General features: G+C 66.8%; 25 protein-coding genes and 1 pseudogene. 4 read left to right on the plus strand and 22 right to left on the minus strand.

Annotation, left to right across the window (positions count from 1 at the left end; all coding sequences use genetic code 11):
- Positions 1 to 9 precede the first annotated feature (9 nt).
- Complete coding sequence (locus AC1D3B_RS11165; RefSeq protein WP_478190730.1) at positions 10 to 1,671, minus strand: thiamine pyrophosphate-binding protein; 1,662 nt, start codon at positions 1,669 to 1,671, stop codon at positions 10 to 12.
- 136 nt (positions 1,672 to 1,807) lie between these two features.
- On the opposite strand from AC1D3B_RS11165, the pseudogene AC1D3B_RS11170 reads away from it, so the two are divergent.
- Positions 1,808 to 3,233: pseudogene (locus AC1D3B_RS11170) on the plus strand (NAD-dependent succinate-semialdehyde dehydrogenase).
- A gap of 35 nt (positions 3,234 to 3,268) precedes the next feature.
- Here the strand turns inward: AC1D3B_RS11170 and AC1D3B_RS11175 are convergent.
- The 5 genes from AC1D3B_RS11175 to AC1D3B_RS11195 form a co-directional block, all read right to left on the minus strand.
- Positions 3,269 to 4,177: an NAD(P)-dependent oxidoreductase gene (locus tag AC1D3B_RS11175; RefSeq protein WP_478190731.1), complete on the minus strand. Its 909-nt coding sequence runs from the start codon at positions 4,175 to 4,177 to the stop codon at positions 3,269 to 3,271.
- An 18-nt stretch (positions 4,178 to 4,195) separates the two neighbouring features.
- Positions 4,196 to 4,573 carry a 4-carboxymuconolactone decarboxylase gene (pcaC, locus tag AC1D3B_RS11180; protein WP_478190732.1) on the minus strand — a complete coding sequence of 126 codons (378 nt, stop codon included), beginning with the start codon at positions 4,571 to 4,573 and terminating at the stop codon, positions 4,196 to 4,198.
- A gap of 31 nt (positions 4,574 to 4,604) precedes the next feature.
- A complete protein-coding gene (locus AC1D3B_RS11185; protein WP_478190733.1) occupies positions 4,605 to 5,978 on the minus strand; it encodes an MmgE/PrpD family protein in 1,374 nt (457 codons plus the stop codon).
- Positions 5,963 to 6,742: an SDR family oxidoreductase gene (locus AC1D3B_RS11190; RefSeq protein ID WP_478190734.1), complete on the minus strand. Its 780-nt coding sequence runs from the start codon at positions 6,740 to 6,742 to the stop codon at positions 5,963 to 5,965. The genes AC1D3B_RS11185 and AC1D3B_RS11190 overlap by 16 nt, the downstream gene beginning before the upstream one ends.
- A 125-nt stretch (positions 6,743 to 6,867) precedes the next feature.
- A complete protein-coding gene (locus AC1D3B_RS11195) occupies positions 6,868 to 7,890 on the minus strand; it encodes a LacI family DNA-binding transcriptional regulator (RefSeq protein ID WP_478190735.1) in 1,023 nt (340 codons plus the stop codon).
- A 162-nt stretch (positions 7,891 to 8,052) separates the two neighbouring features.
- On the opposite strand from AC1D3B_RS11195, the gene AC1D3B_RS11200 reads away from it, so the two are divergent.
- Positions 8,053 to 8,850 (plus strand): N-acyl homoserine lactonase family protein, encoded by a 798-nt coding sequence (locus AC1D3B_RS11200; protein WP_478190736.1) that lies wholly within the window; start codon positions 8,053 to 8,055, stop codon positions 8,848 to 8,850.
- Positions 8,851 to 8,884: 34 nt separating this feature from the next.
- Here AC1D3B_RS11200 and AC1D3B_RS11205 read toward each other — a convergent pair whose 3' ends face one another.
- The 13 genes from AC1D3B_RS11205 to AC1D3B_RS11265 form a co-directional block, all read right to left on the minus strand.
- Positions 8,885 to 9,865 carry a Bug family tripartite tricarboxylate transporter substrate binding protein gene (locus tag AC1D3B_RS11205; RefSeq protein WP_478190737.1) on the minus strand — a complete coding sequence of 327 codons (981 nt, stop codon included), beginning with the start codon at positions 9,863 to 9,865 and terminating at the stop codon, positions 8,885 to 8,887.
- A 51-nt stretch (positions 9,866 to 9,916) separates the two neighbouring features.
- A complete protein-coding gene (locus tag AC1D3B_RS11210; protein WP_478190738.1) occupies positions 9,917 to 10,234 on the minus strand; it encodes a non-heme iron oxygenase ferredoxin subunit in 318 nt (105 codons plus the stop codon).
- 124 nt (positions 10,235 to 10,358) lie between these two features.
- On the minus strand, positions 10,359 to 11,354 hold the full coding sequence (locus AC1D3B_RS11215; protein WP_478190739.1) for a branched-chain amino acid ABC transporter permease: 996 nt from the start codon (positions 11,352 to 11,354) through the stop codon (positions 10,359 to 10,361).
- A 7-nt stretch (positions 11,355 to 11,361) separates the two neighbouring features.
- The gene (locus AC1D3B_RS11220; RefSeq protein ID WP_478190740.1) at positions 11,362 to 12,246 is read right to left on the minus strand and encodes a branched-chain amino acid ABC transporter permease; all 885 of its coding nucleotides are present in this window, start codon (positions 12,244 to 12,246) and stop codon (positions 11,362 to 11,364) included.
- Between the two features lie 62 nt (positions 12,247 to 12,308).
- Positions 12,309 to 13,532: an ABC transporter substrate-binding protein gene (locus AC1D3B_RS11225; protein ID WP_478190741.1), complete on the minus strand. Its 1,224-nt coding sequence runs from the start codon at positions 13,530 to 13,532 to the stop codon at positions 12,309 to 12,311.
- A 16-nt stretch (positions 13,533 to 13,548) separates the two neighbouring features.
- Complete coding sequence (locus tag AC1D3B_RS11230) at positions 13,549 to 14,547, minus strand: Bug family tripartite tricarboxylate transporter substrate binding protein (protein ID WP_478190742.1); 999 nt, start codon at positions 14,545 to 14,547, stop codon at positions 13,549 to 13,551.
- Positions 14,548 to 14,805: 258 nt separating this feature from the next.
- Positions 14,806 to 15,207, minus strand: a complete 402-nt coding sequence (locus tag AC1D3B_RS11235) for a hypothetical protein (RefSeq protein ID WP_478190743.1) — start codon at positions 15,205 to 15,207, stop codon at positions 14,806 to 14,808.
- Entirely contained in the window at positions 15,204 to 15,569 is a 366-nt protein-coding gene (locus AC1D3B_RS11240) for a hypothetical protein (RefSeq protein ID WP_478190744.1), read from the minus strand. The genes AC1D3B_RS11235 and AC1D3B_RS11240 overlap by 4 nt, the downstream gene beginning before the upstream one ends.
- A 136-nt stretch (positions 15,570 to 15,705) precedes the next feature.
- A complete protein-coding gene (locus AC1D3B_RS11245; protein WP_478190745.1) occupies positions 15,706 to 16,611 on the minus strand; it encodes a LysR family transcriptional regulator in 906 nt (301 codons plus the stop codon).
- 18 nt (positions 16,612 to 16,629) lie between these two features.
- Positions 16,630 to 18,117, minus strand: coding sequence for an aldehyde dehydrogenase family protein (locus AC1D3B_RS11250; protein WP_478190746.1), 1,488 nt, complete (start codon positions 18,115 to 18,117; stop codon positions 16,630 to 16,632).
- Between the two features lie 44 nt (positions 18,118 to 18,161).
- The gene (locus AC1D3B_RS11255) at positions 18,162 to 19,856 is read right to left on the minus strand and encodes a GMC family oxidoreductase (RefSeq protein ID WP_478190747.1); all 1,695 of its coding nucleotides are present in this window, start codon (positions 19,854 to 19,856) and stop codon (positions 18,162 to 18,164) included.
- A 142-nt stretch (positions 19,857 to 19,998) separates the two neighbouring features.
- Entirely contained in the window at positions 19,999 to 20,787 is a 789-nt protein-coding gene (locus tag AC1D3B_RS11260) for an SDR family NAD(P)-dependent oxidoreductase (protein ID WP_478190748.1), read from the minus strand.
- A 34-nt stretch (positions 20,788 to 20,821) separates the two neighbouring features.
- A complete protein-coding gene (locus AC1D3B_RS11265) occupies positions 20,822 to 21,613 on the minus strand; it encodes an SDR family NAD(P)-dependent oxidoreductase (RefSeq protein WP_478190749.1) in 792 nt (263 codons plus the stop codon).
- A 113-nt stretch (positions 21,614 to 21,726) separates the two neighbouring features.
- Here AC1D3B_RS11265 and AC1D3B_RS11270 point away from each other — a divergent pair, with 113 nt between their 5' ends.
- Complete coding sequence (locus AC1D3B_RS11270) at positions 21,727 to 22,761, plus strand: zinc-binding dehydrogenase (RefSeq protein ID WP_478190750.1); 1,035 nt, start codon at positions 21,727 to 21,729, stop codon at positions 22,759 to 22,761.
- On the opposite strand, the gene AC1D3B_RS11275 is transcribed toward AC1D3B_RS11270, so the two are convergent.
- Positions 22,739 to 23,620 (minus strand): alpha/beta fold hydrolase, encoded by an 882-nt coding sequence (locus AC1D3B_RS11275; RefSeq protein WP_478190751.1) that lies wholly within the window; start codon positions 23,618 to 23,620, stop codon positions 22,739 to 22,741. The genes AC1D3B_RS11270 and AC1D3B_RS11275 overlap by 23 nt on opposite strands.
- A 50-nt stretch (positions 23,621 to 23,670) precedes the next feature.
- Here AC1D3B_RS11275 and AC1D3B_RS11280 point away from each other — a divergent pair, with 50 nt between their 5' ends.
- Positions 23,671 to 24,258, plus strand: coding sequence for a histidine phosphatase family protein (locus AC1D3B_RS11280; RefSeq protein ID WP_478190752.1), 588 nt, complete (start codon positions 23,671 to 23,673; stop codon positions 24,256 to 24,258).
- Between the two features lie 13 nt (positions 24,259 to 24,271).
- On the opposite strand, the gene AC1D3B_RS11285 is transcribed toward AC1D3B_RS11280, so the two are convergent.
- Positions 24,272 to 25,417 (minus strand): CaiB/BaiF CoA transferase family protein, encoded by a 1,146-nt coding sequence (locus tag AC1D3B_RS11285; protein WP_478190753.1) that lies wholly within the window; start codon positions 25,415 to 25,417, stop codon positions 24,272 to 24,274.
- Positions 25,418 to 25,438: 21 nt separating this feature from the next.
- The gene (locus AC1D3B_RS11290; protein WP_478190754.1) at positions 25,439 to 26,995 is read right to left on the minus strand and encodes a class I adenylate-forming enzyme family protein; all 1,557 of its coding nucleotides are present in this window, start codon (positions 26,993 to 26,995) and stop codon (positions 25,439 to 25,441) included.
- Positions 26,996 to 27,000 lie beyond the last annotated feature (5 nt).

The raw sequence follows: 27,000 nt of genomic DNA on the forward strand, positions 1-27,000 counted from the left end.
GGTCCTCGTTCACTTCATGGGGACGACATAGGAGGGAAACTCGCCGATCGCGGCCATCTCCACTTCCACCATGGCCGGGCCACGCACGGCGAGTGCCTGGCCGACCATGTCGCCAAGCTCGCCGGCCGCACGGACCTTCCAGAATGGCATGCCGGCCAGTTGCGCAAGCTGCCCGAAATCCGGCGACTGCAGATCGCCGTAGTGGCGGCGGCCGCTGTAGACGATGTCCTGGATGTGCTTGATCACACCGTAGCCGCCGTCGTTCATCACGAGGATCACGATGTCCAGCTTCTCCTGCACCGCGGTCCAGAGCTCGGTCATGTTCATCGCGAAGCCGCCGTCCCCGGCCATCATGACCACCTTGCGACCGGCCGGGTGCACGGCCACGCTGGCGCCGATCCCGAGTGGCAGACCCTGGCCGATGCCAAGGCCGATCGGGTAGATGCCGTCGTGCGGTCCGTATACCGGGAAGATCTTGTTGCCCCATGAGCCGTTGTGAAGCGTGACGTCCCGCACCCAGACCGCGTCGCGCGGCATCGCGGCACGCAAGCGCTCGGGAAACTCGGCGTACGGTCCGAGCGTGGCGCGAAATTCCGCAGTGGCCTTGACCTTGGCGGCAGCCACCTCGTCGCGGAAGTCTCCGTCGACCACGATGCGTCCGGCGAGCCGCCGGGCCAGCGCTTCGAGCGTGGCGGCGCTGTCGCCGCACACGAAGAGCTGCGACTCGTAGGTCCTGCCGTTGGCTGCGGGATCGAGGTCGATCTGGACCAGGTTCTTCGGCAATCTGCTTTGCCCGTCGCGGGTCTCATTGAGCCGCAGGCGCGAGCCAGCGACGATCAGCAGGTCGCATTGCTCGAACAACGACTCCACCACGGGGTCCGGACTGCTGTGGCGACTGCCGTTCAGCGCGCCCAGGTTCATCGGGTGATCGCCGGAGACGATGCCCTGGGCCGCCTGGCTGTTGACCATGCCGAAGCCGAGCGCCAGCAGCTTCGATGCGGCCGCGCCCGCGTCGCGCGCCCCGCCGCCCAGCCACAGCATCGGGCGGCGCGCGCGGGCCACGTGCTCGACGAGCGCATCGAGTTCGCCGCCCTGGGGCACGCGGCGCTGCGACAGCGGGAGCGTGAAGCGATCGAAAGCGGCCGGCCGCTCGATGGCGGTGCGCTGGATGTCGAAGGGAATCTCCACACTCACCGGCCCCATGCGCGGGCTCAGTGCCTCGACAGCGGCGCGCGTGAGCACGCCCAGCGCCTCCTGCGGCGCATTCACCCGGTAGGCGGCCTTCGACACTGAGCGCAGCATGCCGAGTTGATCGGCCACGTCGTGCACCGCCCCCTGCCCGCGCCCGATGCCGCGCGAAGGCGACTGGCCCGTGATGTGCAGGACAGGCGAACCTGCGAAGCCGGCTTCGAGCAGGCCCGAAGCCGCATTGGCCGCACCCGGACCCGTGCTGGTGATGAGCGCGCCGAGGCCACCGGACGCGCGCGCAAACCCGTCCGCCATGTGGGCCGCGCCCATCTCGCCGCGCGTCATCACGAAGCGGACCTTCTGTTGCCGCGCGACCGCGTCGAGGATCGGCACGTTGTGCACGGAGACGATGCCGAATGCAGCCTTCACGCGGCATTGCGCGAGAAACTCGGCGACGAGATCACCGACCAGGTAGGAGCTCATGAGGGGATTTCCTTGCAGTCTTCTAGCGCGTCGCATCCATTGTGTTAGCGCTATCTCAATGGCAATATAGAGACGCGACGGGTGCTTGTCAATGTCTTCGACGCGCCGCGCTGCATCCATTCAAGGAGATCCCGACATGTACGAGAAGCTCTGCCTGTTCATCGATGGCGAGTTCATGGCCGGCGACGGCCGCAACGAGCAGGACGTATTCGATCCTGCGACGGGACAGGTCATCGCGCGCCTTCCCCACGCAACGACGGTCGACCTCGATCGCACGCTGGCCGCGGCTGAGCGCGCCTTCAGGGCGTGGCGCGTGACTCCTGCGCTGGAACGCGGTGCGGTGCTGCGCCGCGTGGCACAGCTCACGCGCGAACGCGCCGATGCCATCGCGCACAACATCACGCTGGACATGGGCAAGCCGCTCAAGGAGGCGCAGGGTGAGGTCACGCGCTGCGCGGAGATCTTCGAGTGGCATGCCGAGGAATGCCGGCGCATCTATGGACGCGTCATCCCGCCGCGCCAGCCCAACGTGCGGCAACTGGTGCTGCGCGAGCCGGTCGGTGTGTGCGCCGCTTTCACGCCCTGGAACTTTCCCTACATCCAGGCGGCCCGCAAGGTCGCGGCAGCGATCGGCGCCGGCTGCAGCGTGATCCTCAAGGGCCCGGAAGACACGCCCAGCGCGATCGTCGCGATGGCGCGCTTGTTCCACGAGGCCGGGTTGCCGCCTGGCGTCTTCAACGTGGTCTGGGGGGTCCCGGTGGAGGTCTCCACGTACCTGCTGGAATCGCCGATCGTTCGCAAGGTGTCCTTCACGGGCTCCGTGCCCGTGGGTCGGCAGATCGCGGCGCTTGCGGGCGCGCGGCTCAAGCGGATGACGCTGGAACTCGGCGGCCATTCCCCGGCGATCGTCTGCGAGGACGCCGACGCCGAGCGCGCGGCGGACCAGCTCGCCACGCTCAAGTTCGCCAACGCCGGGCAGATCTGCACCTCACCCAATCGCTTCTACATCCACGAGAAGATCTACGACCGCTTCATGGCGCGCTTCATCGGTCACGCGAGCGGCATCAAGGTCGGCGCCGGGCTCGATCCCGACACGCGCATGGGTCCGCTCGCGCACGAGCGGCGGCTACCGGCGATGGCGGAGTTCGTGCAGGACGCACAGGAGCGCGGTGCGCGTATCGAGACTGGCGGCCACCGCATCGGAACCGCAGGCAACTTCTTCGAGCCGACCGTGATGACCGAGCTGCCACAGCCGGGTGATGACACTGGAGCCCTTCGGCCCGATCGCGCCCTGCGTGCGCTTCAAGGACCTCGACGAGGCCATCCGCCGCGCGAACGCGCTGCCCTATGGCCTGTCGTCCTATGCCTTCACGAACTCGACCCGCAACGCCCTCGCGCTGCAGAACGGCATCGAGTCGGGCAACGTCAACATCAACCACTTCGGCCAGGCGCTTGCCGAAGTGCCCTTCGGCGGCATCAAGGACAGCGGCGTCGGCAGCGAAGGCGGCGTCGAGACCTTCGACGGCTATCTCAACACCAAGTTCGTGACGCAGATGGACTGAAGGCCGCGGGGCCGGACCCCCGGCGGCCCTCCTGGTCAGGGCTTCGGCTGTGGTGCGGCGCCGGGCTCGGCCCAGTGCTCGATCGAAGTGACAAGCTCGGTCATGTCGCGCTGCATGCCGTCCTGCCGCCCCACGAAGTTCCAGAGCTGGCGCACGGTGTTGCCCACCCACATCGGCACGCCGAGCGCCTCGCATTCCTCGACGGCCAGGCCGATGTCCTTGCAGACGCTGCTGATCGGAAAGCCGAAGTCGAAGCTGCGCGGCAGCACCTGCTTCATGAACTTGTCCTGCGACGCGCCGCTGCGTCCGCTGCCGGCGTTGATCGCGGACATCATCACCTCGGGATCGAGACCGCCCTTGACGCCCGCGACGAAGGCTTCCGAGGTGATCGCGAAGGCGGTCGAGGACAGCATGTTGTTGAGCAGCTTCAGCAGCTGCGCCTGCCCGGGCTGCGGGCCGACCATGAACAGCTTGCCGAAGGTCTCCAGCAGCTCGCGCACCTGCGCCGTGGCCTCGGGCCGGCCCGCCACCATGACCGCCAGCGTGCCCTTCTGCGCGCCCGCGGCGCCACCACTGACCGGTGCGTCGACCAGGTCGATGCCCTTCTGGAGCAGCCCGGCGGCGGCGTGGCGCGTGGCGCGCGAACCAACGGTCGACAGGTCCACCATGATCTTCACGGCCTTGCCGTCCTTCACGCCGCCGGTGCCCAATGCCACCTCGGTGAAGATCGCCGGGCTCGGCAGGCTGGTGAATACGACCGGGGCGGTGTCCACCACCTCCGCGATGCTGGCCGCGCCCCTGGCGCCGGCGGCGACGAGCGCAGCGACGGCCTGCTCGCTCTTGTCGTAGGCCAGTACGGTGTGGCCCTTTGCGATGAGATGCTTCGCGATGGGGTTGCCCATCACGCCGACACCAATGAAACCTATGGTTCTTTTCTCAGTCATGGTGATCCCCTCCTGCCGTCAGATGCCCATGTCCTTGAAGACCTGCCGCGCGATCTTGAACGACGACAGGCCGGCCGGCATGCCGCAGTAGACCGCCACCTGCAGGAAGGCCTCGCAGATCTCGTCCTTGGTCATGCCGTTGTTGATCGCGCCGCGCACGTGGATCGCGAGTTCATCCGGCTTGTTGAGCGCCGCGATCATGCCGAGGTTGAGCAGACTGCGCGACTTGCGGTCCAGGCCGGGGCGCGACCAGACGTCGCCCCAGCAGTACTGCGTCACCAGTTCCTGCATGGGCATGCTGAAGTCGTCGGCCGCCTTCAGCGAGGCGTCGACGTAGCTGTCGCCGACCACCTGGCGACGCACCTTCAGCCCTTGTTCGTAGAGTTCCTTGTTCATTGCAATTCCTCGGGATGGTTGGATGGATTCATCAGACGATACCGGCGGCCAATGGCATCAGCGTGGCCGCATCGCCGCGCTGGCCCAGTGACCAGATGGCATCGGCCAGCGGTGCGGGGTCGCAACCACTGCCGCCCCATGCGGCCAGTTCGACCAGCTTGCGCTCCAGGTCATCGTCGCTCAATGGTCTGGCGAGACTGCCACGCGCCGCGTCCACGTGGTGCGACAGCTTTCGCCCATCGCGGACATGCAGCACGACGGTGGCCGACTCGATGCCGTAGCGCGGGTCGTCGACGAACACGAGCCGACCGGCGAACGCGGCCCACTCGGGTCGCGCGACGCTGGCATCGCTGAATTCGTCCAGCCCGGCCTTGCCGCGTGCCAGCGCCACCGCCACGGCATGCTGCGCGCTGACCTGCGCCTCGCGCCCCGAACGCGGCGCCGGCCGATCGGTGCGCTCGCGCAGCAGCGGATGGCCGATGAGTTCGACCCGCTCGATGTCGACCAGCGGCAGCGGCGCTTCCTGCCGCAGCGCGAGACAGGCTTCGATCACCGGATTGAGCACCACGCCGCAGGGATAGGGCTTGTAGGTGTTGTTCATCAACTCCCACCGCTGGCCGAGGCCTTGCGTCAACGCGTCGATGTCGGGCTTCTCGCCCGTCACGCGCAGGAAGCCGCGAGGCCCTTCGAGCGGCATCGCCGGTCCCTCGAAACCCTGGGCGGCCAGCAGTGCCGAGAGGATCCCGTTGGAGGCCGCATTGCCGACGCCGATGCTCTTGGCCATGCTGCCCAGGTTCTCGACGAGCCCGCTCGACTGCGCCGACGCGTTGCCCAGCGCCCACAAGGTGCGAGCCTCGCTCAGTCCGAGCGCGCGCGCGCACGCCGCCGCCGCACCGAACACGCCACAGGTCGAAGTGATGTGCCAGCCCCGCTGGTAGTGGCCCGGCGAGATGGCGTTGCCCAGCCGGCATTCGATCTCCACGCCGAGCACGAAGGCCAGCAGCAGGTCGCGTCCGGTCATCGGACGCATCTGCGCCAGCGCCAGAAGCGCCGGCGCCACTGGCGCGGTCGGATGGATGATCGTCGGCAGGTGCGTGTCATCGAAGTCGAAGACGTTGCCGCTCATGGCATTGAGCGAGGCCGCGTGCAGCGCATCCGTCTTTCCGGTGCGGCCGATGACCGTGCACGTCCTGTCGGCACTGAACGTGGAGAACACGCTGGCCGCGGCATTCAGTGCCGGGTCTCGGCAGCCGGCGAGCGCCGTGGCGAAGAAGTTCAGCAGCGCGCGCTTGGCCTCGTGCTGCACTTGTGCGGGCACCTCTTCCCATCGCGTTCGGGCGACATATTGCGCCAACCGCCCGCTGGCCGAGATGGCTTCCCTACCCTCGCTCAGCTCGCCAGCCATCCGCCCTCCACCGGCAGCACAGAGCCCGTGATGTCGTTCCCCGCGTCACCACAAAGGAAGACCAGCAGGTCGGCGATATGGGCCGGATCGACGAAGCGCTGAATCGGTTGCTTGCCGGCCAGGAAGCGCTGCGTGGCCTCTTCACGTGCCAGGCCGGTTTCCTCCATCAACGCGCTGATGCGCCCCTCGCTGGTGGGCGTGAGCACGGCACCTGGACAGATTGCGTTGCAGGTGATGCCCTGGTTGATCGTCTCGAGCGCGACCGCTCGCGTGAGCCCGATCAACGCGGTCTTGGTGGTCACGTAGTCGATGCGGTTGGCCACCGCGCGCGCGCCGTAGACCGACGTCATGTTGAAGATGCGACCCCAGCCGCGCTCGCGCATGCCGGCCAGGCTCAGGCGAATGGTGTGGAAAGCGGCACTGAGGTTGACCGCCAGCGCACGATCCCAGCATTCGACCGGAAAGGCGGAGATGCCGGCGAAGTGCCGGGTCACGGCATTGTTCACGAGGATGTCGATGCCGCCGTGGCGCTCCTGAATGTCGCGAACCAGCCGCTCGGTGGCTCCCGCATCCGCCAAGTCCGCACGAACATACGCGACACTGACGCCGTGCTCGCGCTCCAGCTTCGCCTGCTGCGGTTGCACGCTCTCCGGCGGCTCGATGCCATGCAGCACTATCTTGCAGCCGGCGCCCGCCAGTCCCTCGGCGATCGCATAGCCAAGGCCCGCCGCGGAGCCTGTGACAAGCGCGATTTTTCCCTTCATGGTCGATGCTTCCCGTTGCTCAGGTTCTGGCCGGATCGGCCTGGAATAGGTGATAGCGTTAACATCATGCGCCCAAAAAAGCCGCCGCGCAAGCTTTTCAAAACAGCTTGTCCGCGGCGGCGGCGTCAGGTGCTTTCGCGTTGGATGACTTCGAAGCCCAGGTCGATGCGAACGGTATCTTCCGAGCCCCGCATGCGCTGAAGGAGCGCGTCGGCGCTGCGGCGCCCGATTTCCAGCCGCGGCAGGCGCAGGCAGGTCAGTCGAGGCACCGTGTGCTGCAGGATATCCAGGTCGTCGAAGCTCGCGAGGGCAATCCGGCCTGGTACCTTCCAGCCGCGACGCTGCGTCTCGAAGAGCGCACCGATGGCCAGGACGTCACCAGCGAAGAAGATGACATCCACGTCCGGCGCGCGATTCATCATGTCGACCATCGCGTGGGCGCCAGACGTCAGGCCAGGGCCGACCTCGCTGATCAGGATCGGGTCCTTGGCGCGGCCCAGGCTCTTGAGCGCCGCCAGGTAGCCGCGCTGGCGCTCCCGCGCGCGGCGATTGATCTTGGTGTCAAGACTGACGAAGCCGATGCGCTTGTAGCCGCGCGCCGCCAGATGCAGGGTCATGGCCTTGGCGGCCTCGGCATTGGAGTAGCTCACGACCATGTCGATCGGCGAGCGTGGGATGTCGCCGGTCTCGATCACCGGGACGCCGGCGCTGGCCATCATCTGTAGCGCACGGGGGGTGTGGTCCGTGTTGTGCAGGATGAGTCCGCACACCCGCTGCGCCAGCATGGCCCCGATGAGTGCCTCCTCCTCCTGCAGCGAATATCCGCTGTCCGCGAGGATCAGGTGCAGGCCGCCGGTGCGAAGCACGTCGGCGGTGCCCTTGGCCGTCTCGGCGTAGAGCGAATTCTGGATGCTCGGGATGATCTGCCCCACCACGCTCGACCGGTTGGAGGCCAGGTTGGCGGCAATGCTGTTGGGCACATAGCCGATCTTCTGCACGGCATCCAGAACGACCTTGCGCGTCTCTTCCGAGAGCTTCTGCGGTTGCCGCAGCGCCCTCGACACCGTCATGAGCGAGACCCCTGCGGCCTTGGCGACGTCCCGCATGCGGACACCCGGCCCGCCGGTACGGATCTTGGTCTCAGTCACGGTCGATGCCTCCGCGGGCCTGGCGGCCGTGCCGGTCGGTTTCTTGTGCCATGTCGCAGCTTGGTTGGTGTCGCATCGCGAAATGATACGTGACGGATATGCGTGATAGCGGTATCATCTTTCGAGCCCATTCCGCATTCAGGATCGAAGGAGAAGCTGCGCATGCCCGCCCCCACGGAAGACTATCGCGTGTATGCGATCAAGTACGCCCACAACGAGCGCCGCTCCGGTGCCAATTTCCTGGGGGGAGACGTCCACGACGTGCCGATGCCGCTGGATTATTTCATCTGGGCCGTGGTCGGGTCATCCCGCACATTCCTGGTGGATACGGGCTTCGACAGCCAGGTGGGCACGAAACGGGGCCGCAGGATCACGCGCCCGATCGAGGACGGGCTGAAGGCCATCGGCATCGAGCCCGCGTCGGTAGAGGATGTGATCCTGACGCACATGCACTATGACCATGCGGGCAACCGCGAGCTCTTTCCGCGCGCCCGCTACCACCTGCAGGACCGCGAGATGTCCTATTGCACGGGCCGTTGCATGTGCCATCGGCCGATCGCCCATCACTTCGAGCCCGACGACGTCGCGTCGATGGTGCACCGGGTCTTCGAAGGGCGTGTGCGCTTCCATGACGGCGACTCGCACGTTGCGCCCGGCCTCAGCGTGCACCGCGTCGGTGGCCACACGCAAGGCATGCAGGTGGTGCGGGTGCACACCCGGCAGGGCTGGATGGTGCTGGCTTCGGATGCTTCGCACTTCTACGCCAACATGGAGCAGAAGCGACCCTTTCCCGCAGTCGACAACGTCGGCGACATGCTCGAAGCCTATGCGCGCCTCTATGCGCTGGCCGATGCGCCGCAATGGGTGATCCCGGGCCATGACCCCGAAGTGCTGCGTCGTTTCGCTGCCGGCAGCCGGGAACACGAAGGCTGGATCGCGCGCCTCGATACGCCGGCATGAGGTGAGCGGCGGCGCAGGCCTTCTTGCGTCCTTCTCAGTCCAGCTTGACGTTGGCGGTCTTGATGATGGACCGGTACATGTCCGAGTCGCTCTTCATCAGCGCCTGGAACTGGTCGGTCGGGAGGCTGAAGCGGCCCATGCCGCCGACGTCGAGCTTCTCCTTGACTTCCGGCAACCCCATGATGCGGTCGATTTCCGACGAGAGCCGGGCCACCACTGGCTTCGGCGTACCGGCAGGCGCCAGCACGCCATACCAGATACGGATGTTGTAGTCGGGTAGCCCCGCTTCGGCGAAGGTCGGCACGTCGGGCAGCGAAGGCAGCCGTGCCGTGCCCGAGACCGCCAGCGCCCTGAGCTTTCCGCTGCGGATGTGCGGCAGCACGATGATCGGACTGCCGTAGGTGAACTGCACCTGTCCCGCGATGAGGTCCGTCACGGCCGGCGCGCCGCCCTTGTAGGGCACATGGGTGGTCTTCACGTCGGCCATGATGTTGAGCAACTCGCCCGCGAGGTGATTGGGGTTGCCGCTGCCTGCCGACGAGAAGTTCAGCTCGCCCGGTTTCGCCTTGGCCAGTGCGATCAGTTCTTTCAGGCTCTTGGCGGGCACGGAGGGATTGACGCAGAGGATCACCGGGCTCTCGCTGAGCATCGCGACCGGCACGAAGTCTTTCAGCGGATCGTAGTTGGTCGGCACCAGCAGTGGGTTGGTGACGTGCGAGGTCGACGCCAGCAGCAGTGTGTAGCCATCGGCGGGCGACTTGGCCGTGAGTTCGGTGCCGATCACGGCGTTGCCGCCCGGGCGGTTGTCGACGACGATCTGCTGTCCTAGCGACTCGCTCAGCTTCTCGCTGAGCACCCGCGCCAACGGATCGACGCTGCCGCCCGGCGGAAATGGCACGATCAGCCGGATGGGCTTGGTCGGAAATTGTGCCGGAGTCTGCGCACTTGCAACCACGGGCATGAGAAAGGAAGCGGCCGCAAGCGCGGCGGCGACAAGCGAAGCGAGTCTCGGCATGGTGTCTCCTGTCGTTTCAGATCCGGACGCTGCGATGTACGGCCGGCGGTTTCAGTCGCCGATCTCGACCATCACCTGGCCGTCCTCGATGCGGATGGCGAAGACCGGCAAGTCTTCCCTTGCGGGTGGACTCAGCACCTTCCCCGTCCTGACGTTGAAGCAGGACTGGTGCATTGGGCACTCGATCGTGTCGCCGTCCAGGTAGCCGTCGGACAGCTTCACGTCGGACTGGTGCGGGCAGATGTTTCCCACGGCGCAGATCTCGTCGCCGAACCGGTAGAGCGCGATGGACCTCCCCGCCAGCTCGACGGCGAGCGGCACGCCGTCCCAGATGTCTTCGAGCACGCCGGCCCGATGCCAATCACTCATGTCGTCTCGTCTCCGGTCGAAGCCTGTGGTCTTGAATTCGTGATAGCGCTAACTCGAATCAACTCTAGGCGGCGATCGATGTCCTGTCAAGCCTGCGCAAAGGCGTCGACCCGCAGGAATCGCGTCAGTCATGCGGGGGCGCCTTCGAAGTGCGCGCAGCCGGCCGAAGCACATGCGCCAACTCGCCCACCAGGCCCCGGCGGAAGGTCATGACGCACGCCATGAAGATGAGGCCGGTCACCAGGGGCACGGACACGCCGATCGCGCGAAACCAGTCGATGCCGGTCGCCGCGGCGAGAAAGTTGCCGATGTCGCCGAGCTTGTCCTCCAGCGCCACGATGACCGCGGCGCCGAAGATCGGGCCGATGAAAGTGCCCATGCCGCCGATCAGCGTCATGAGGATCACGAGTCCCGACATCGACCAGTGCACATCCGTCAGCGTCGCCGAGCCGAGCACCACGCTCTTGGTCGCGCCGGCGAGGCCGGCGAGTGCCGCGGACAGCACGAACGCGAGCAGCTTGTACTTCGAAACGTCGTAGCCAAGCGAAAGCGCCCGCGGCTCGTTTTCCTTGATCGCCCGCAGAATCTGGCCGAAGGGCGAGTGCACGATGCGCACCGTGAGGCCGAAGCCGCCCACCACGACGGCCAGGACGAAGTAGTACATCGTCAGGTCGTCGCCGAGGTTGATGAAACCGAGGAGCCTTCCGCGGGGAATGCCCTGCAGTCCGTCCTCGCCGCCGGTGAAAGGCGCCTGCAGGTAGAGGAAGTAGAGCATCTGCGCCATCGCGAGCGTGATCATCGAAAAGTAGACGCCCTGTCGGCGAATCGCCAGTCCGCCGACCACGAAGCCCACCAATGCCGAGCCGGCGGTGCCCGCGAGGATGCCGAGCTCGGTCGGCCATCCGAGGGATGCGAGCGCATAGCCGCACAGATAGGCCGCGCCACCGAAGTAGGTCGCGTGCCCGAAGGACACCAGGCCAGCGAAGCCGATCAGGAGATTGAAGGCGCACGCAAAGAGCGCATAGCAGAGCACCTTCATCACGAGCACCGGGTACACCACCGCGGGCGCCGCCAGCAAGACGAGCAGCGCGATGACGTAGCCGAGCGTTCTCAGGTTCATGTGTTGCCTATTTCTCTCTGCCAAAGAGCCCGCTGGGGCGCAGCAGCAGCACGATCGCCATCACGATGAAGACGACGGTCGCGGACAGTTGCGGATAGAGCATGCTGGCGATGCCTTCGACCACGCCCAGGGTCAGGCCCGTGAGGATGGCGCCAAGGATCGAGCTCAGCCCGCCGATCACGACCACGGCGAAGACCACCACGATCAGATTACTGCCCATCAGCGGCGAGACTTGCACCATGGGCGCGGCGAGCACGCCGGCCAAGCCCGCAAGCGCCGCACCCAGGCCATAGGTCAACGTGACCATCAGCGGCACGTTGACGCCGAAGGCCTCCACCAGCTTGGGGTTCTCGGTGCCGGCGCGCAGGACGGCGCCGAGTCGGGTCTTCTCGATAGCGAACCAGGTCGCGAAGCAAACGACCAGCGACGTGATCACCACCCACGCACGGTAGTTGGGCAGCACCATGAATCCGATGTCGGTCGCGCCGCTGAGCAATGCCGGTACGGCGTACGACCGACCGGAGACCCCATACAGGGAGTGGAACAACCCCTCGAGCGCCTGCGCCAGGCCGATCATCAGCAGCATGCCGTAGAGGTGGTCCAGCCGTGCGAGCCGGCGCAGCAGGATCATCTCGATGACGATGCCGAAAGCACCGACCACCAGCGGCGCAAGGATCAGCATCGCCCAGTAGTTCATGCCGGCATAGCTGAGCCCCATCCACGCGAGGAAGGCACCCAGCATGTAGAGCGCGCCGTGCGACAGGTTGATGACGTTGAGCAGGCCGAAGATGATCGCCAGGCCCAGCGAGAGGAGTGCGTAGAAGCTGCCGCTGACGAGCCCGAGGAACAACTGGGCCAGCAGGACTTGAAAGGGAATGCCGAAGATTTCCATACCATGCGCGCCGCGCGTCAATGCGACGACGCTGCGGGTGAATCACGTGCGGGGGACAGCGCCTATTTCCACAGCGCGCATTTCGATTCGGCCTTGGTCGTGTAGGCCTCGTCGCCGGGGATTTTGCGAACCGTCTTGTAGTAGTCCCACGGGTACTTCGATTCCGCCGGCGTCTTCACCTGGCGCAGGTACATGTCGTAGACCATGCGCCCATCGGTGCGGATCTCGCCGTGCTTGGTGAACATGTCGCTGATCGGCGTCGACTTGAGCGTTGCCATGACCTTGTCGCCGTCGTCGGTGCCGGCGGCCTTGACCGCCTTCAGATAGGTGGTGACGGCCGAATAGTCGCCCGCCTGCATCGAGCTGGGCATCTTCTTCATCCGGTCGAAGTAGCGCTTGGCCCAGGCACGCGAGGCCTCGTCCTGGTCCCAGTACCAGCCATCGGTCAGGAACATCCCCTGCGTCAGCGGCAGCCCCAGCGCGTGGATCTCGGTGATGTGGGTCAGGATCGCCGCGAGGCTCATGGTCTTGTTGATGCCGAACTCGTTGGCCACCTTGATCGCGTTGATCAAGTCGTCCCCGCTCGTCGCGAGGCCGAGGATCTTCGCCTTCGAGGCTTGCGCCTGCAGCAGGAGGGCCGAGAAGTTGGGCGTCGCGCCGACGGGATGCTTGACGCTGCCGAGGACGCGTCCGCCCTTGGCCTTCACCACGTCCGCGGTTTCCTTTTCGAGCGAGGTGCCGAAGGCATAGTCGGCGGTCAGGAAGAACCAGTCCTTGCCACCCGCGTCGACGATGGCACCGCCGGTTCCGCGTGCGACCGAGACCGTGTCGTAAGCGTAGTGCACGGTGTACGGGGTGCACTCTTCGTTGGTGAGCCGCGCAGTGGCTGCCGTGATCGCGAACATGGGCTTCTTCTTGTCGGCAGCGAGCTTGGCGAGTGCAAGTGCGGCGCCGGAATTGGCGCCGATCACGAGCATGTCGATGCCGTCGCGGTCGAACCATTCGCGCGCTTTCGACGACGCAACGTCCACCTTGTTCAGATGGTCGGCGTAGAGGAATTCGACCTTCTTGCCGTTGACCGCGCCGAAGTCCTGCACGGCCATCTTGATCGCCTCGACCCCACCCTGTCCGTCATTGTCCGAGTAGACCCCGGAGATGTCGGTCAGAAAGCCGATCTTGATCGTGTCGCCCGAATACTGTGCGAGCGCAGGCGCAGACGAACTCAGGGCGAACGCCGAGAGAATGGCCGGCAGGCTTCGCCTCGGATTGAACTGTTGCTTGAACATGGGGTCCTTTGCCTCGCTAATCCACCTTGATGCTGGCGGCGCGGATAACCCCGCGCCACCTCGTTGATTCAGACTGGATGAACTGGCCGAAGTACTCAGGCCCAAGCGGCGGGACATACGCGCCCCACTTGTTCACCCGCTGCGCGATGTCCGGCATCTTCATGATGGCCGAGATCTCCGAGACGAGCCGGTTCACGATAGGGGTCGGCGTGCCGCGGGGCGCCAGGACGCCGATCCAGCCCTCCACCACGAAGTCCTTGTAGCCGGCCTCGGCGACCGTCGGGACGTCCGGCAGCAACGGCGATCGCTTCGCCGAAGTCACGGCGAGCGGCCGGAGCTTTCCGCTGGTGAACTGCGCGAGCGAACCCGAGATGACCTCGAAAGTGACCGGGACCACGCCGCCGATGACGTCTGTGCGCGAGTTGGCCCCGCCCTTGTACGGCACATGGATCAGCTTCGCTCCGGTCGTGTGCGCGAACAACTCACCCGCCAGATGCAATGAGGTGCCGACACCTGCTGTGGCGTAGGGCACGGGATCCTTCTGGGCGCGCGCGTAGTCGATGAACTCTGTCAGGGTCTTCGCGGGAAAGGAGGCGCTGACGATCAGGACATTGGGATACGCCAGCAAGAGGCTGACGGGTGCCAGGTCTCGTTCAGGGTCGTAGGCAAGATTGCGATAAAGGCTCTGGCTCACCGTCACCGGCCCCGGATTGCCGAGCACGATCGTGTAGCCGTCCGGTGCGGCCTTGGCGCCAAGCTCCGTGCCGATGTTTCCGCCCGCGCCCGTCCTGTTTTCGACCACCACGGGCTGTCCGAGCCGATCGGACAGCTTTTGCGCCACCAGTCGCGCAATCGTGTCGGAGAGGCCGCCAGCGGTGTAGGGAACAATCCAGCGAATGGGTCGCGAAGGCCAATCCTGCGCCTGCGCCGGCAGGACCCCGCCGAAGCCAAGCACCATCGCGACAAGCACGAGGGCGGAGCGCTGTTGCGCGCGGCACCAGCTGACCAATCTCATTGTCTCCATTAGCGTCCAGCCGAAGTGTTAACGCTATCACTCTAGTCTCGCCTTGAAGCGCTGTCAACCGGTGCCGCGAAAGCTCGCGTGCCCGCTTGATCTCGCGCAGCGTGCAGGAAGAAGTCGGGCGACAGCTTGCGGATCTGTTCGTAGATCTTCATGCCGCCCCACGGTTCCGGTGTCAGGTTGATGAATCGGGCCCCCGGGTGCGCGGGCGCGCCCTGCTGTCACCGTCACCGTCACCGTCAGCCGGGCTTCTCAGTTGCGCACGATCGCATAGGCCGCCACTCCGGCGACCACGCCGGTGCGGCGCGCTCGCTCGCGGGCGCGCATCTCGTCGTCCCAGCGGCGGCGGTCGCACTCCCATGCGTCGCCGGTGATCCAGAGGCAGTCGGCATGGCGCTGGTCGGCCCGGTTGCGCTCTGACGCGCCTGCGACACCGCCGGCAACCACGCCAGTCACCACGCCCGCGCGCTGCGCATCGCGGCGGTTGTGCCAGTCGTTGTTCCAGTGGTTGTTGTTCCACCCGCTGTCCCAATGATGCGGCGGCGGACGATGGCGCGAATGGTGGCGCTGCGCGTCGGCCGTGCCCGCAACCAGCATCAGCGCAAGTGCCAGGGCCACTGCTCCCCGGGCGCGCAGAGCGTTCGTCGCGCTCATGGCTTCTGCACCAGGTCGACGAGGCGGGTCGAAGCCGGATTAGCCGCGGTAGCGCATGCCTTGCCGAGCCTGGCGATGGTGGTGCTGATCCAGTCACGCGTGAGCCGGCCGGTCGACGGTCCGTTGCGCCCTGTGAGATAGCCGTGCAGCCAGACCATGCCGTTGCCGAGGTAGTCCTGGGCCTCGACGGCGCGGCGGCGCTGCACCTCGCTCGCGTTCGCGCCCGGCAGTACCTGTGAGGCTGCGGCGTTGAAGTCGGCGCACGACAGGGTCGACGCGTCGTCCGGGATAGCCGGCGCCGACGCGGAAGGTTGAGAGACCTGCGCCATGACGGCCTGCCCGATGAAAATCGATCCGATCACTGCCAAAGTCCTGAGTCGATGCATCTGCGCTCCTTGGACGGCTCGGTGCCGTTTGCTCGGCCATCCTAGGAAGTTCGGCCTCAGGCGTCCATCGCTTCGATTGGGTCGCCGTCCGTCAGGCCCGCGCGCCGATCCCTCAGGCCTCGACCCGGCCGGCGCAAAACTTCTCGTTGACGAAGTCGAGGAAGGCGCGTACGCGCTGGCTCTGGTTGCGCTTGCTCGCGTAGACCACGTAAAGCGGCTCCTCCGCATCCACCTGCAGCCCCTCGAGCACGCGCACGAGGCGCCCGGACTGGACGTCCGGCCCGATGTGGACGTCGGAGAGTCGCACGATGCCGAGCCCGTTGACCGCGAAGGTGCGCAGGAGCTCTGCCGAGTTGCTGCCGATGTTGCCCTTGACGTCGAGCGTGATGTGATCGTCACCGCTGCGCAGCGGCCAGCCGCTGCGAAAAGACCCCGGCAGGAAGTTCAGGCAATTGTGTTGCGACAAGTCCTCGAGGGTCAGCGGAATGCCGGCCCGGGCCAGGTACTTCGGCGCTGCGCACACGCTCCAGCGCGTGGTGGCGATGCGCCGCGCCACGAGCGAAGAGTCGGGAATGCTGCCGCTCTGGAACGAGACGTCGATCTGGTTCTCGAACATGTCGATCGGCGCCGCCGTCAACATGAACTCGACACGCATCTTCGGATGGCGCTCAAGAAACTCCGGCATCAACGGTGAGATCTGGAACTGCGCCAGCAGCAACGGGCAGTTGATGCGCAGCACGCCCGAGGCCTCCAGCTGCGACTGCCCGAGACCGCTCTCCGCCTCCTCCAGCGCGTCGATCACGCGGTGCGCGCCTTCGATAAAGCGCTCGCCCTCACGGGTGAGCTTGAGCACGCGCGACGTCCGGTGGAACAGCCGCACGCCGAGCCGGTCCTCCATGCGCTGGATCAACTTGCTGACGGTCGACGGATTGCAGTCGAGGCTGCGCGCCGCGGCGGAGAAGCTGGTCTCCTCGGTGACCCGAAGGAAGACGTCCAGCTCCCGGATGCGATCGTTCATGCCCGGCAGTATCCCCCGTCAATCCGTCTTGATCCACACCGCCTTTGTCTGGAGGTACTCCTCCATGTGCTGCGCGCCGGATTCGCGGCCGTAGCCGCTCATCTTGTAGCCGCCGAAGGGCACGGCGGGGTCCATCACCTGGTAGCAATTGACCCAGACCGAGCCGGCCCGCAGGCCCTTCGCGATGCGGTGGACCTTGCTCACGTCGCGCGTCCAGACGCCGCTTGCGAGCCCGTAGTCGGTGTCGTTGGCGCGCCGGAGCATGTCGTCGATGTCGTCGAAGGGGAGCGCGGAAATCACGGGTCCGAAGATCTCCTCGCGCGCGATCTTCATCTCGTCCCTGACCCCGGCGAACACGGTGGGCTCCACGAAGTAGCCGTTGGACAGGCCGTCACGTTCGATGCGCTTGCCGCCGGCGAGCGCCTGGGCGCCCTCCTCCTTTCCGGCGGCGAGATAGCCGCAGACGCGGTCGAGCTGCTCCTTCGACACGAGCGGGCCGAGTTGCGTGTCGGCATCGAGCGGATTGCCCACGCGCAGGGTGCGCGCGAACTCGGCCACCTTGTGCACGAACTCGTCATGGACCTTGCGCTCGACGAACAGCCGCGTGCCGGCGCTGCAGATCTGGCCCGAGTTGCCGAACACAGCCATCGCCGCGCCGGGCACGGCCGCATCGAGATCCGCGTCGGCGAACACGATGTTGGGCGACTTGCCGCCGAGTTCCAGCGAGACGCGCTTGATGTTGCCGGCCGAGGCGCGAATGATCTTCTGGCCCACTTCGGTCGATCCCGTGAATGCGATCTTGTCCACGCCAGGGTGGGCAGCGAGCGCGGCGCCGGCCGCGCCCATCCCCGTGACGACGTTGACCACGCCCGGCGGCAGGCCCGCCTCGGCGCACAACTCCGCCAGGCGCAGGGGCGACAGCGGTGCCTGCTCGGCCGGCTTGAGCACGATGGTGCATCCCGAGGCCAGCACCGGGCAAAGTTTCCAGATCGCCAGGCCGATCGGCCCGTTCCACGGATTGATCGCGGCGACGACGCCCACGGGCTCCTTGAGCGTATAGCTGAAGACCTCGCCCGGCGCGGAGTTCTCGATCGTCTCGCCGTGCGTCGAGGTTGCCAGTCCCGCGTAGTAGCGCAGCAGGCCGACCGCGCGGCGCCGGCCCAGCGTGGTGCGCGAAATGGGGCCGCCCATGTCGAGCGTGTCGAGCATCGCCAGCTCGTCGTAGTGCTGGTCGACGAGGTCGGCGAGCCGAAGCATCACCTGCTGACGGTCGAAGGGCTTGAACTTGCTCCACGGGCCGGAGAAGGCGCGTCGCGCGGCGGCGACCGCGAGCGCGATGTCCTGCTCGTCGGCCTCGGCCACTTCGGCCAACACCTCCCCCGTGCTGGGGTTGAGCGTCTTGAAGGTGCGTCCCGAGATCGCTGCGGCATGCTTACCGTCGATGAACATCCGCTTGACCTTGCCGTCGAGGAAGGCCGGCATGGGGAGGGGGCTTGGCTGCTGCATGGTCGTGTGCCTCGTCGTAAGGGTTGAATGGTTCGCCAGGCGTGTCAGTCCACCTCGGCCGGAGTGACTTGCCGCACATCGAATCGGCCGGCGTTGGCGGGTGCCTCGCGAAGTGCGGCGAGCCCTTCGCCGCGCAGGAAGGAAGCCGCTCGCTCGCCGATCATGGTTGCGGGCGCGCTGGTATTGCCGCCCACGATGTTGGGCATGATCGAAGCGTCTGCGACGCGCAGGCCCTGGACGCCGTGGACTCGCAATTGGGCATCCACGACGGCCATCGGATCGCTCGCCCGCCCCATCTTGCAAGTGCCTACGGGGTGATAGGCGGTGTTGACCTGCGCTCGCAGCGCGGCTTCGAGGTCGGCATCGCCCTGAACGCCGGGACCGGGCTCGATCTCGCCGCCCGAGAACGGCGCGAGGGCCAGCGCGCCGAAGATGCGGCGCGCCTCGCGCACGCCGCGCACCAGCGTCGCCATGTCTGCCGGGTCTTCGAGGAAATTCGGGTGCATCACCGGCTTGGCTGCCGGATCGGCCGAGGCCAGTTCCAGATGCCCCCGCGAGACCGGTCGCAGCAACTGCACGAGGACCATGAACCCGTGCTCCCGTGGAATGACGCGCGCGTTGCCCTTCAGGCCGACCAGAAAGGTCATCTGCACATCGGGGCGATCGAGCCCGGGCAGCGTGCGAATGAAGCCGCCGGCCTCGGCCGCGTTCGACGACAGCATGCCCGTGCGATTGAACAGGTAGCGCAACGGGCTGAGCGCCATGCGCGCCCATGATTGCGGCGACAGCGCGTAGGACTCGCCGCTCGGATTGCGGTGCGAGACATAGACGGTCGGATGGTCCTGCAGGTTGTGCCCCACGCCGGGCAAGTCGAGCTTCACGGGGATGCCCGTGCGCCGCAGGTGCGCTTCGGGGCCGATGCCCGAGAGCATCAGCAGTTGCGGCGAGTTCACGGCGCCACCGCACAGCACGATCTCGTTGGACGCACTCAACAGCCGTCGCTGGCCCTCCTGCACGATGCGCGCACCCACCGCACGGCCGGCTTCCACTTCGATCTTCTCCACCAGCGTGTCTGCGAACACCGTGAGGTTCGGCCGCTCCAGCACCGGATGGAGGAACGCGCGCGAATTGCTCAGCCGAACGCCGTCGCGCTGGTTGAGTTCGTAGATGCCGTACCCATCCTGCGCGGGCCCGTTGAAATCGTCGCTGCGGCGATGCCCGGCTTCGACGGCCGCATCGACGAAAGCGCGGGAGAGCACGTTGGGCGACTTCGGCAGGCTCACGTCCAGTTCGCCGCCCGTGCCGTGGTACGCCGAGCCGCCCGCGTGGCGCTTCTCGTGCTGGCGGAACACCGGCAGCACGTCATCGTAGCCCCACCCCGGATTGCCGAGGGCTTCCCACTCGTCGTAGTCATCGCGGTGGCCGCGGATGTACACCGAGCCATTCACCGAACTGCAGCCGCCAAACAACTTGCCGCGCGGGCAACCGATGGTGCGGTTATTGACGGCTTCGCCGCCGGCGAAGCTGTGCTGCCAGTTGTAGCGTGCATGCGGCAGCAGGAAGATGTTGCCCACGGGCAGCGCGGTCTTGAGGTTGACAGGAAAGCGGCGGTCCGAAGGCCCGGCCTCGATCAACGCGACGCGGACGGCCGGGTCCGCCGACAGGCGGTTCGCGATGACGCAGCCTGACGATCCTGCACCGATCACGATGTAGTCGAAGGCTTCGGGCGAGCGGTTCATGCGGTCTGTCTCCTGCTCATGGGACGCGCGCCGTTCCGTGCGGCGTCGCTGCTTGTGCAAAGGGTCAGCATCGCGTCGGGTCACCGCCGCAACAAGGCCGCGCGCGGCACATCATCTGTGAATCCTGGTCACAGTCTTCGCGTCAGAGCGCGATGCGTCCATGCGGATGAGTACTGCTCACGCCGCCATCTACCGCGTAGCACTGTCCGGTCACGAATGAACTGTCGTCGCTGGCGAGGAAGGCGGCCATCGCCGCGATCTCTTCAGGATGACCGGCGCGCTTCATCGGCGTCATGTGGCCGATGCGTGTCTCGACGCCGCGCTCGCGCGCCTGCTCGAACACCTTGCGCGTCATCTTGGTCTCCACCAGGCCGGGAAGGATCGCGTTGACTCGCACGCCCGTGCCGCTGAAGGCATTGGCCGCGCATTGCGCCAGGCTGTTCACGGCGGCCTTGCTTGCGCTGTACTGGATCGAGCCTGCGTTGGCACGCAGCGAGGCCGCCGACGAGGTGAGGATGATCGAACCGCTGCCCTTCTGCGTCATGAAGCGGCCCGCATGCTTCACCGCGAGGAAGGCGCTGATGGTGTTGACCCGCCACACATCGTTCCACTCTTCGACGCTCTGCTCCAGCAGGGGCGTGTTGGTTCCCGGTGTTCCCGCGTTCGCGAAGAACACGTCGAGCCCACCGAACTCGCTGATGCAGCGCGCGACGACGGCCTCGACATCGGCCTCCTGGGTTGCGTCGGCCACCATCGCGAAGGCACGGCCGCCGGCCGATCGGATGATCTCGGCAGTCTCCTCGATGTTGTCGGCACTGCGGCCTACGGCCAGCACCGAGGCTCCCTCCTGCGCCAGGCGGATCGCGCTCGCGCGCCCGATGCCGCTGCCCGCGCCGGTGACCACGCAGCGCTTGTCGGTGAGTCTGTTCATGCTGTGTCTCCTTGGAAATCGGGTTTGGTGGAAATCAGCGCGTCGCGATCGTCCAGCCGCCGTCGACTGCCAGTTGCGCGCCCTGGACGTAGCGCGCGTCGTCGCTCGCAAGGAAGGCCGCGACGGACGCGATCTCCTCGGGCTCGCCAAAACGACCGAGCGGCATCGCGGCGAGCCGCGCGTTCACCGTGGCGTCGTCGAACTTGCCGATCGAAGCCGGCGTGGCGACCATCCCGGGAAGGATCGCATTCACGCGGATGTGGTGCGGACTCAACTCCACGGCAGCCGCACGGGTCAGGCCGAGCACGCCGGCCTTCATCGCCGCGTAGGCAATGGAATGGGGCAGCGATTGCACCGCGGACGAGGAACTGAGATTGACGATCGCGCCCGAGCCGCGGCGCTTCATCTGCGGAACGGCGGCCTGCATCGTCCAGATCAGCGCCTTGAGACCGACGTCGAAGGTGTGCGCGGCACTGTCCTCGTCGACCTCCTCGAGCGGCTGGAAGCGGGCCCACACGGCGTTGTTGACGAGCACGCCGACCGGTGCACCGAAGTCCCGCTCGATCGCTTCGAACGCGGAAGCGACGGCTTCACGACGGCCGACGTCGGCCACGTACCCTCTCGCATCGATGCCGCGCGCCACGAGGCCTGAAACCGCGCCGTCGAGGCGACCGGCGCCGACATCGAGGCAGGCGATCCGGCCGCCCTCGGAACCGAAGCGCTCGGCGATCGCGAGCCCGATGCCGCGCGCCGCGCCGGTGACGATACAGACCGTGCCGGCGAGGCGGCGCGGCACAACGAGGTTCGTTTCCGATGATCCCGGCATCGCAAGTCTCCTTGTAGATCGAGCGACCGGCGACCCCTCCGGTCAGTGTTTTCCATATGTCGTACGCTATCGCACTATCCACATACTAACGGTAATTCTGAAAGGATGCATCGATGAAAGCCGCCGTACTGCAACAGCGGGGCCGTGACGGTCTCTTCGTGCGCGAAGCGCCCATGCCGGTTCGTCGCGCAGGAGAGGTCCTGCTGCGCGTGCACGCCGCGGGCCTGAATCGCGTGGACCTCTACATGCGCGACAACGGCATCGGCATCACCCATGAGCTGCCGCAGACGCTGGGCGTCGAGGCGGCCGGCGTGGTGGTCGAGGCCGATGCCGACAGCGGGCTGAAGGCGGGGCAGAAAGCCGTCGTGTTTTCCAACGCCTACTGCGGAACCTGTCGCTACTGCCTGGCCGGCGATCAGCCCTTGTGCCTGCGCGCGAACATCATGGGCGAGCACCGGGACGGCGGCTTTGCCGAGTACGTCGCGATGCCGGCGCGCTGCGTGCTGCCGCTGCCGGATCATGTCGACCTCGTCGAGGCCGGCGCCCTCCTGGCCGCCTACCTGACTGCGTGGCGCATGCTGTTCGGCAAGCGCGCGCTCCGGCCTGGGGAGACCGTCCTGATCGTCGGCGTGGGTGGGGGTGTCGCCGTGGCATGTTTGCAGTTGGCCTTGCAGGCGGGCGCGCGGGTGCTGGTGACTTCATCGAGCGATGAGAAGATCGAGCGTGCCCTGGCGCTCGGCGCCGCGGCAGGAGCGAACTACCGGCGCGAGAAGGTCGCCAGGCGCATCCTGGAGCTCACCGGTGGCGAAGGTGTCGACATGGTGATCGACAGCGTCGGCGAGGCGAGCTGGGACGATTCCCTGAGATCGCTGCGACGCGGTGGCCGTCTCGTCACTTGCGGCGCGACGACCGGCTCCAACCCTTCGGCGGACCTTCAGCGGCTCTTCATCCGACAGCTCGAGGTGTACGGCTCGACCGGCGGCAGCATCGAGGAATGCCGCCAGTTGCTCGCGCTCTTCGCGGCCGGCAGCATCAAGCCCGTGATCGACCGGCGCTACACACTCGATGAGCTGCCCGCCGCATTCGATCGCCTCGCGCACGGCGAACAGTTCGGGAAGATCGTCATCACGATGGGCGCGGCGGCCTGATCGGGACGTTCCTCTCGAGGAACGCGATCAGGCTGTGGGCGAAGGCATCGTTGCGGTCCCCGGCGATCATGTGCGCCGCGCCGTCGATGTTGATGTACTCGCAGGACGGGTACAGGCGCAGGAAGTCCTCGGCACCCTGCTCGCTCAGCACGTCGGAGAGGCCCCCTCGGATGAGCAGCGCCGGCAGCGACAGGCTGCGCGCCGCGGCGGACATCCGCTGTTCCATCCGCTGCAGGTCGGCCTTGCCGGACATGAACTTCGGATCCCAGTGCCAGCGGTAGCGGCCTTCGGACGTCAGCCTGACGTTCTTGCGAAGGCCATGGAGGCTCGTGGGGCGTGATCGCTGCGGCTGGTAGCGCGAAATTGCCTCTGCAACCTCCTCCAGTGACTCGAAGCCCTCGGGCTTCTGCGTCATGAAGGCGCGGATCCTGTCGACGCCTTCCACCTCGAGGCGAGGCGCCATGTCGACCAGGATCAATGCGCTCGCATCGACCTGCCTTTCGCCGGCCGCGACAAGGCTGGTGCCACCGCCCATCGATGCCCCTACCAACGCGGCATGTCCACCGCCAAGGGCGTCGATCACGACGCGCAGGTCGGAGACCATCGCATCCTGCGAGTAGTCGCCTTCCGCCGACCATTGCGAATCGCCGTGACCACGGGCATCGAAGGCCACCGCGTGATAGCCCCGGCGGCCGAGCGACTTGCCGGCGTTCTTCCACGCATGACGGGTCTGGCCACCGCCGTGCAGCAGGACCACGAGCGGACCCGCGGGATCGCCCCAGGCGTCGCCGGCCAGCTGCACGCCGTCGGGCGCTGTCCATTGGAGTGTGGGCGGAGGGAGTTCGTCGCGCGGGCTCATGATGGCGATCCGGTTATGTCGTACACGTGCATACGGTTATTATGCGCAATATGTCGACCAAGCAACTTCTGCTCATCCGCCACGGCCGTCCCGACGAAGGCTACGCCTTGAATCCCGGCGATCCGCCGCTGCACGCGGTCGGGCACGCGCAGGCGCGCGCGACAGCCGTCAGGCGCCTCTGTCTCGAACCCGTCGACCGCATCGTGTGCAGTCCGCAGCAGCGCGCGCTCGATACCGCGGCCCCGCTGTCGCGGCTCCTGGGCATCGAGATCGAGGTGGTGCAGGGGCTGGCCGAATGCGACTTGCATACGACGCGCTACCGATCGCCGGAAACCATCCGACGCGAGGAACCGCATCGCTGGGCCGAGTTCCTCGCCTCGCCGCCGCGCTTCCTGGGCGTCGACCCCGACGAGTTCAGACAGACCGCGCTCGCTGCCTTCGCGCAGTTGCTTGCGGATCCGCGCGGCACCACGATCGCGGTGTTCTCGCATGGCATGCCGATCAAGACGCTGGTGGCGCACGCGCTGCGCATGCCGTCCACGGAGCTCCTCTCGATCGACCATTGTTCGATGACACGCGCGGTAGGCACTTCGCTAGAGGACGTGCGTGTGCGCACGCTCAACGAATCCACACCCTGAGCGAGCGCAAGCCCTAGCGCGCCCCGAAGGCGCCCTGGGCCTCCAACGTCGCCACCTCGCCGGTGGCAAAGCCCCAGGACGACAGGACCGCGCCGGGATCCTTGCTGGCGGCACTCGGAAGCGTCGGCGCATCGGGCACGGTGCGGCTGAAACGGGGCGCGGGCGCTGGCTGCATCACACCCTCGATCTCGACGAAGGTTCCGCGCGCGCGATTGTGCGGATGCGCGACCGCTTCGGCCAGCGTCAGGACGGGCGCGAAACACACGTCGCTCCCTTCCATGATCGCGCACCACTCCGCGCGTGTCTTTGCGCGGAACACCGTCGCGAGCCGCTCGCGAAATGCGGGCCAACTGTTCCGGTCGAGTTGATCCGGCAGCGCCTGCCCCGCCAGGCCGGTGAGGCGCAGCAGCTCTGCGTAGAACTGCGGTTCCGCCGACGCGATGCTGATGTAGGCGCCGTCGGCCGTCTCATAGACGCCGTACCACGGCGCGGTCTCCCCGTCCAGCGAGTTCTCGCCGCGCCGGTTGCTCCATTTGCCGTCGGCAAGCATGGCGTAGATGTAGGTCATCAGCGACGCCGCGCCGTCGACCATCGCGGCGTCGACGACCTGGCCCTTTCCGGACTGCCGTGCCTCCAGCAACGCACAGACGATGCCGAAGGCCAGGTACATGCCGCCGCCGCCGAAGTCGCCGACGAGGTTCAGCGGCACGACGGGCGGCCCGTCCTTTCGGCCGATCGAATGCAGGGCGCCTGTGAGTGCGACATAGTTGATGTCATGGCCGGCGGCCTTGGCGAGCGGGCCATCCTGGCCCCAGCCGGTCATGCGGCCGTACACGAGCTTCGGATTCAGCGCGAGAGCGGGCTCCGGGCCCAGCCCGAGACGCTCCATCGTGCCCGGCCGGAATCCCTCGATGAACGCATCGGCATCGGCAAGCAGGCGCCGCAGCGTTTCGAGGCCAGCCGGCGTCTTGAGATCGAGGGCGATCGCCGAGCGGCTGCGGTTGAGCAGTTCAATGCGCGGATGGCCCGGCGGATGCGCCTGGCCGGGCCGCTCGATGCGCAACACCTCGGCGCCCATGTCGGCCAGCATCATCGCCGCGAATGGCCCGGGGGCCAGGCCCGCCATTTCCACGACCTTGATTCCCTTGAGTGGTCCCATGGCTGTCTTCGTCCTTGTCGGTTACGGGTTCGGAGCGTCCGCGCCGAAGCGCTCGCGCAATTGGCGCTTGAGCACCTTGCCGATGTCGCTGCGCGGCAAGCTGTCGACGACCTGCACCGCGGACAGCCGCTGCGGCTTGCCCAGGCGTTCGTTGGTCCAGGCCTGGAACCGCTCCGGTGATGCGGTGACGCCTTCGCGCAATACGACGCAGGCGACGGGCGTCTCGCCCCATCGTTCGGAAGGCACGCCGAACACGGCGACGTCCGCAATATCCGGATGCGTGCGGATCACCGCTTCGACGTCGCTTGGATAGACGTTGAATCCGCCCGAGATGATCATGTCCTTCCTGCGGTCGAGGAGGACGAGGAAGCCGTCTTCGTCGAAGCGGCCGACGTCGCCACTGCGGATGAAGCGCCGGCCTTCGGCATCGAACCATTCGACCTCGGCCGTCTTGGCCGGCAGGTTGTGATAGCCGGCCATCATCGTGCCCGAGCGTCCCACGATCTCGCCGATCGAGCCTCGCGGCAGTTCGCGCGCGTCCTCGTCGATCACGCGCATGTCGTGGCCTGGCGCGGGCTTGCCGACGGTGTGCAGCTTGTCGGGGCGCTCGTGCGCCGCGAGCGAGCACACCCCGCCGCCCTCGGTCATGCCGTAGTACTCGGTCAGTCCGCCGGGCCATCGCGCCAGCACGTCGGCCTTGAGACCCGGCGGGAACGGCGCGCTCCCGCAGGACTTCATCCGGAACGACGACAGGTCGAACCGGTCGAACTGGGGATGGGCCATGATCCGCTGGAACTGGACCGGGACCATCATGCTGTGCGTGACCCGATGGCGCTCGGCCAGCGCCAGGTACGCGCCCGCGTCGAACTTCTTCATGAGCACGACCTTCGCGCCGAGCGACAAGGCCGGCAGGAAGCTCGACAGCGTCATGTTCGAGTACAGCGGGATCGACACGAGGACCGAGGCATCCGTGCCGTAGCCCAGGCTCGTGAAAAGCCTGACGTGCGCCCATCGGTACGAGTAGGGCACTGCGATGCCCTTGGGCGTGCCCGTGGTGCCCGACGAATAGATGATGTTGAAGGTCCAGTCCGGCTGCACATCCACGGCCTGCGGCACCGCGCCGGACGGCGCCAGCCAGGCCGACAGGGCCTCGCCGGCCGGCGAATCGTCGAGGGTGATCCGGCGTGCGGCGATGCCCCGCACGCCTTCGAGCGACTTCGCTACCGCCGCGTCATGAAAGAAGAGGCACGCGCCCGCATCAGCCACCATCGCGGCCAGGCCGGCCGGCGTGGTGTCGGGCGCCAGCGGCGCGACGGCCAGGCCAACTCGCAGGCTGCCGAGAAAGACTGTGGCGTATTCAATGGATGTGGAGGCGCAGATCGCGACGACCTCGCGCGGCTGCACGCCATCACGCTGCAGGGCCGCGGCGACCTGGTCCATCATCGCGTCGAGCGTGCCGTAGTCCACCACGCGGTCGTCGAGCACCAGCGCGGGATCGCGGGGCCGATGTTCGGCATGCGCCCGGATCAGTGCCGGGAGCGTGCCGAAGTCCTGTTCCAGGAACTCGGAAAGGCGCATGTTCC

It is taken from the genome of Variovorax sp. P5_A3 (assembly GCF_056400665.1).

Excerpts from the sequence above, each read along its gene's own strand:
- AC1D3B_RS11220 (WP_478190740.1), bottom strand. The coding sequence starts at position 12,246 with ATGGAAATCTTCGGCATTCCCTTTCAAGTCCTGCTGGCCCAGTTGTTC.
- AC1D3B_RS11215 (WP_478190739.1), bottom strand. The coding sequence starts at position 11,354 with ATGAACCTGAGAACGCTCGGCTACGTCATCGCGCTGCTCGTCTTGCTG.
- AC1D3B_RS11260 (WP_478190748.1), bottom strand. The coding sequence starts at position 20,787 with ATGAACAGACTCACCGACAAGCGCTGCGTGGTCACCGGCGCGGGCAGC.
- AC1D3B_RS11255 (WP_478190747.1), bottom strand. The coding sequence starts at position 19,856 with ATGAACCGCTCGCCCGAAGCCTTCGACTACATCGTGATCGGTGCAGGA.
- AC1D3B_RS11165 (WP_478190730.1), bottom strand. The coding sequence starts at position 1,671 with ATGAGCTCCTACCTGGTCGGTGATCTCGTCGCCGAGTTTCTCGCGCAA.
- AC1D3B_RS11280 (WP_478190752.1), top strand. The coding sequence starts at position 23,671 with ATGTCGACCAAGCAACTTCTGCTCATCCGCCACGGCCGTCCCGACGAA.
- AC1D3B_RS11275 (WP_478190751.1), bottom strand. The coding sequence starts at position 23,620 with ATGAGCCCGCGCGACGAACTCCCTCCGCCCACACTCCAATGGACAGCG.
- AC1D3B_RS11190 (WP_478190734.1), bottom strand. The coding sequence starts at position 6,742 with ATGAAGGGAAAAATCGCGCTTGTCACAGGCTCCGCGGCGGGCCTTGGC.
- AC1D3B_RS11185 (WP_478190733.1), bottom strand. The coding sequence starts at position 5,978 with ATGGCTGGCGAGCTGAGCGAGGGTAGGGAAGCCATCTCGGCCAGCGGG.
- AC1D3B_RS11245 (WP_478190745.1), bottom strand. The coding sequence starts at position 16,611 with ATGAACGATCGCATCCGGGAGCTGGACGTCTTCCTTCGGGTCACCGAG.
- AC1D3B_RS11250 (WP_478190746.1), bottom strand. The coding sequence starts at position 18,117 with ATGCAGCAGCCAAGCCCCCTCCCCATGCCGGCCTTCCTCGACGGCAAG.
- AC1D3B_RS11210 (WP_478190738.1), bottom strand. The coding sequence starts at position 10,234 with ATGAGTGATTGGCATCGGGCCGGCGTGCTCGAAGACATCTGGGACGGC.
- AC1D3B_RS11175 (WP_478190731.1), bottom strand. The coding sequence starts at position 4,177 with ATGACTGAGAAAAGAACCATAGGTTTCATTGGTGTCGGCGTGATGGGC.
- AC1D3B_RS11290 (WP_478190754.1), bottom strand. The coding sequence starts at position 26,995 with ATGCGCCTTTCCGAGTTCCTGGAACAGGACTTCGGCACGCTCCCGGCA.
- AC1D3B_RS11285 (WP_478190753.1), bottom strand. The coding sequence starts at position 25,417 with ATGGGACCACTCAAGGGAATCAAGGTCGTGGAAATGGCGGGCCTGGCC.
- AC1D3B_RS11235 (WP_478190743.1), bottom strand. The coding sequence starts at position 15,207 with ATGAGCGCGACGAACGCTCTGCGCGCCCGGGGAGCAGTGGCCCTGGCA.
- pcaC (WP_478190732.1), bottom strand. The coding sequence starts at position 4,573 with ATGAACAAGGAACTCTACGAACAAGGGCTGAAGGTGCGTCGCCAGGTG.
- AC1D3B_RS11200 (WP_478190736.1), top strand. The coding sequence starts at position 8,053 with ATGCCCGCCCCCACGGAAGACTATCGCGTGTATGCGATCAAGTACGCC.
- AC1D3B_RS11230 (WP_478190742.1), bottom strand. The coding sequence starts at position 14,547 with ATGAGATTGGTCAGCTGGTGCCGCGCGCAACAGCGCTCCGCCCTCGTG.
- AC1D3B_RS11205 (WP_478190737.1), bottom strand. The coding sequence starts at position 9,865 with ATGCCGAGACTCGCTTCGCTTGTCGCCGCCGCGCTTGCGGCCGCTTCC.
- AC1D3B_RS11225 (WP_478190741.1), bottom strand. The coding sequence starts at position 13,532 with ATGTTCAAGCAACAGTTCAATCCGAGGCGAAGCCTGCCGGCCATTCTC.
- AC1D3B_RS11270 (WP_478190750.1), top strand. The coding sequence starts at position 21,727 with ATGAAAGCCGCCGTACTGCAACAGCGGGGCCGTGACGGTCTCTTCGTG.
- AC1D3B_RS11265 (WP_478190749.1), bottom strand. The coding sequence starts at position 21,613 with ATGCCGGGATCATCGGAAACGAACCTCGTTGTGCCGCGCCGCCTCGCC.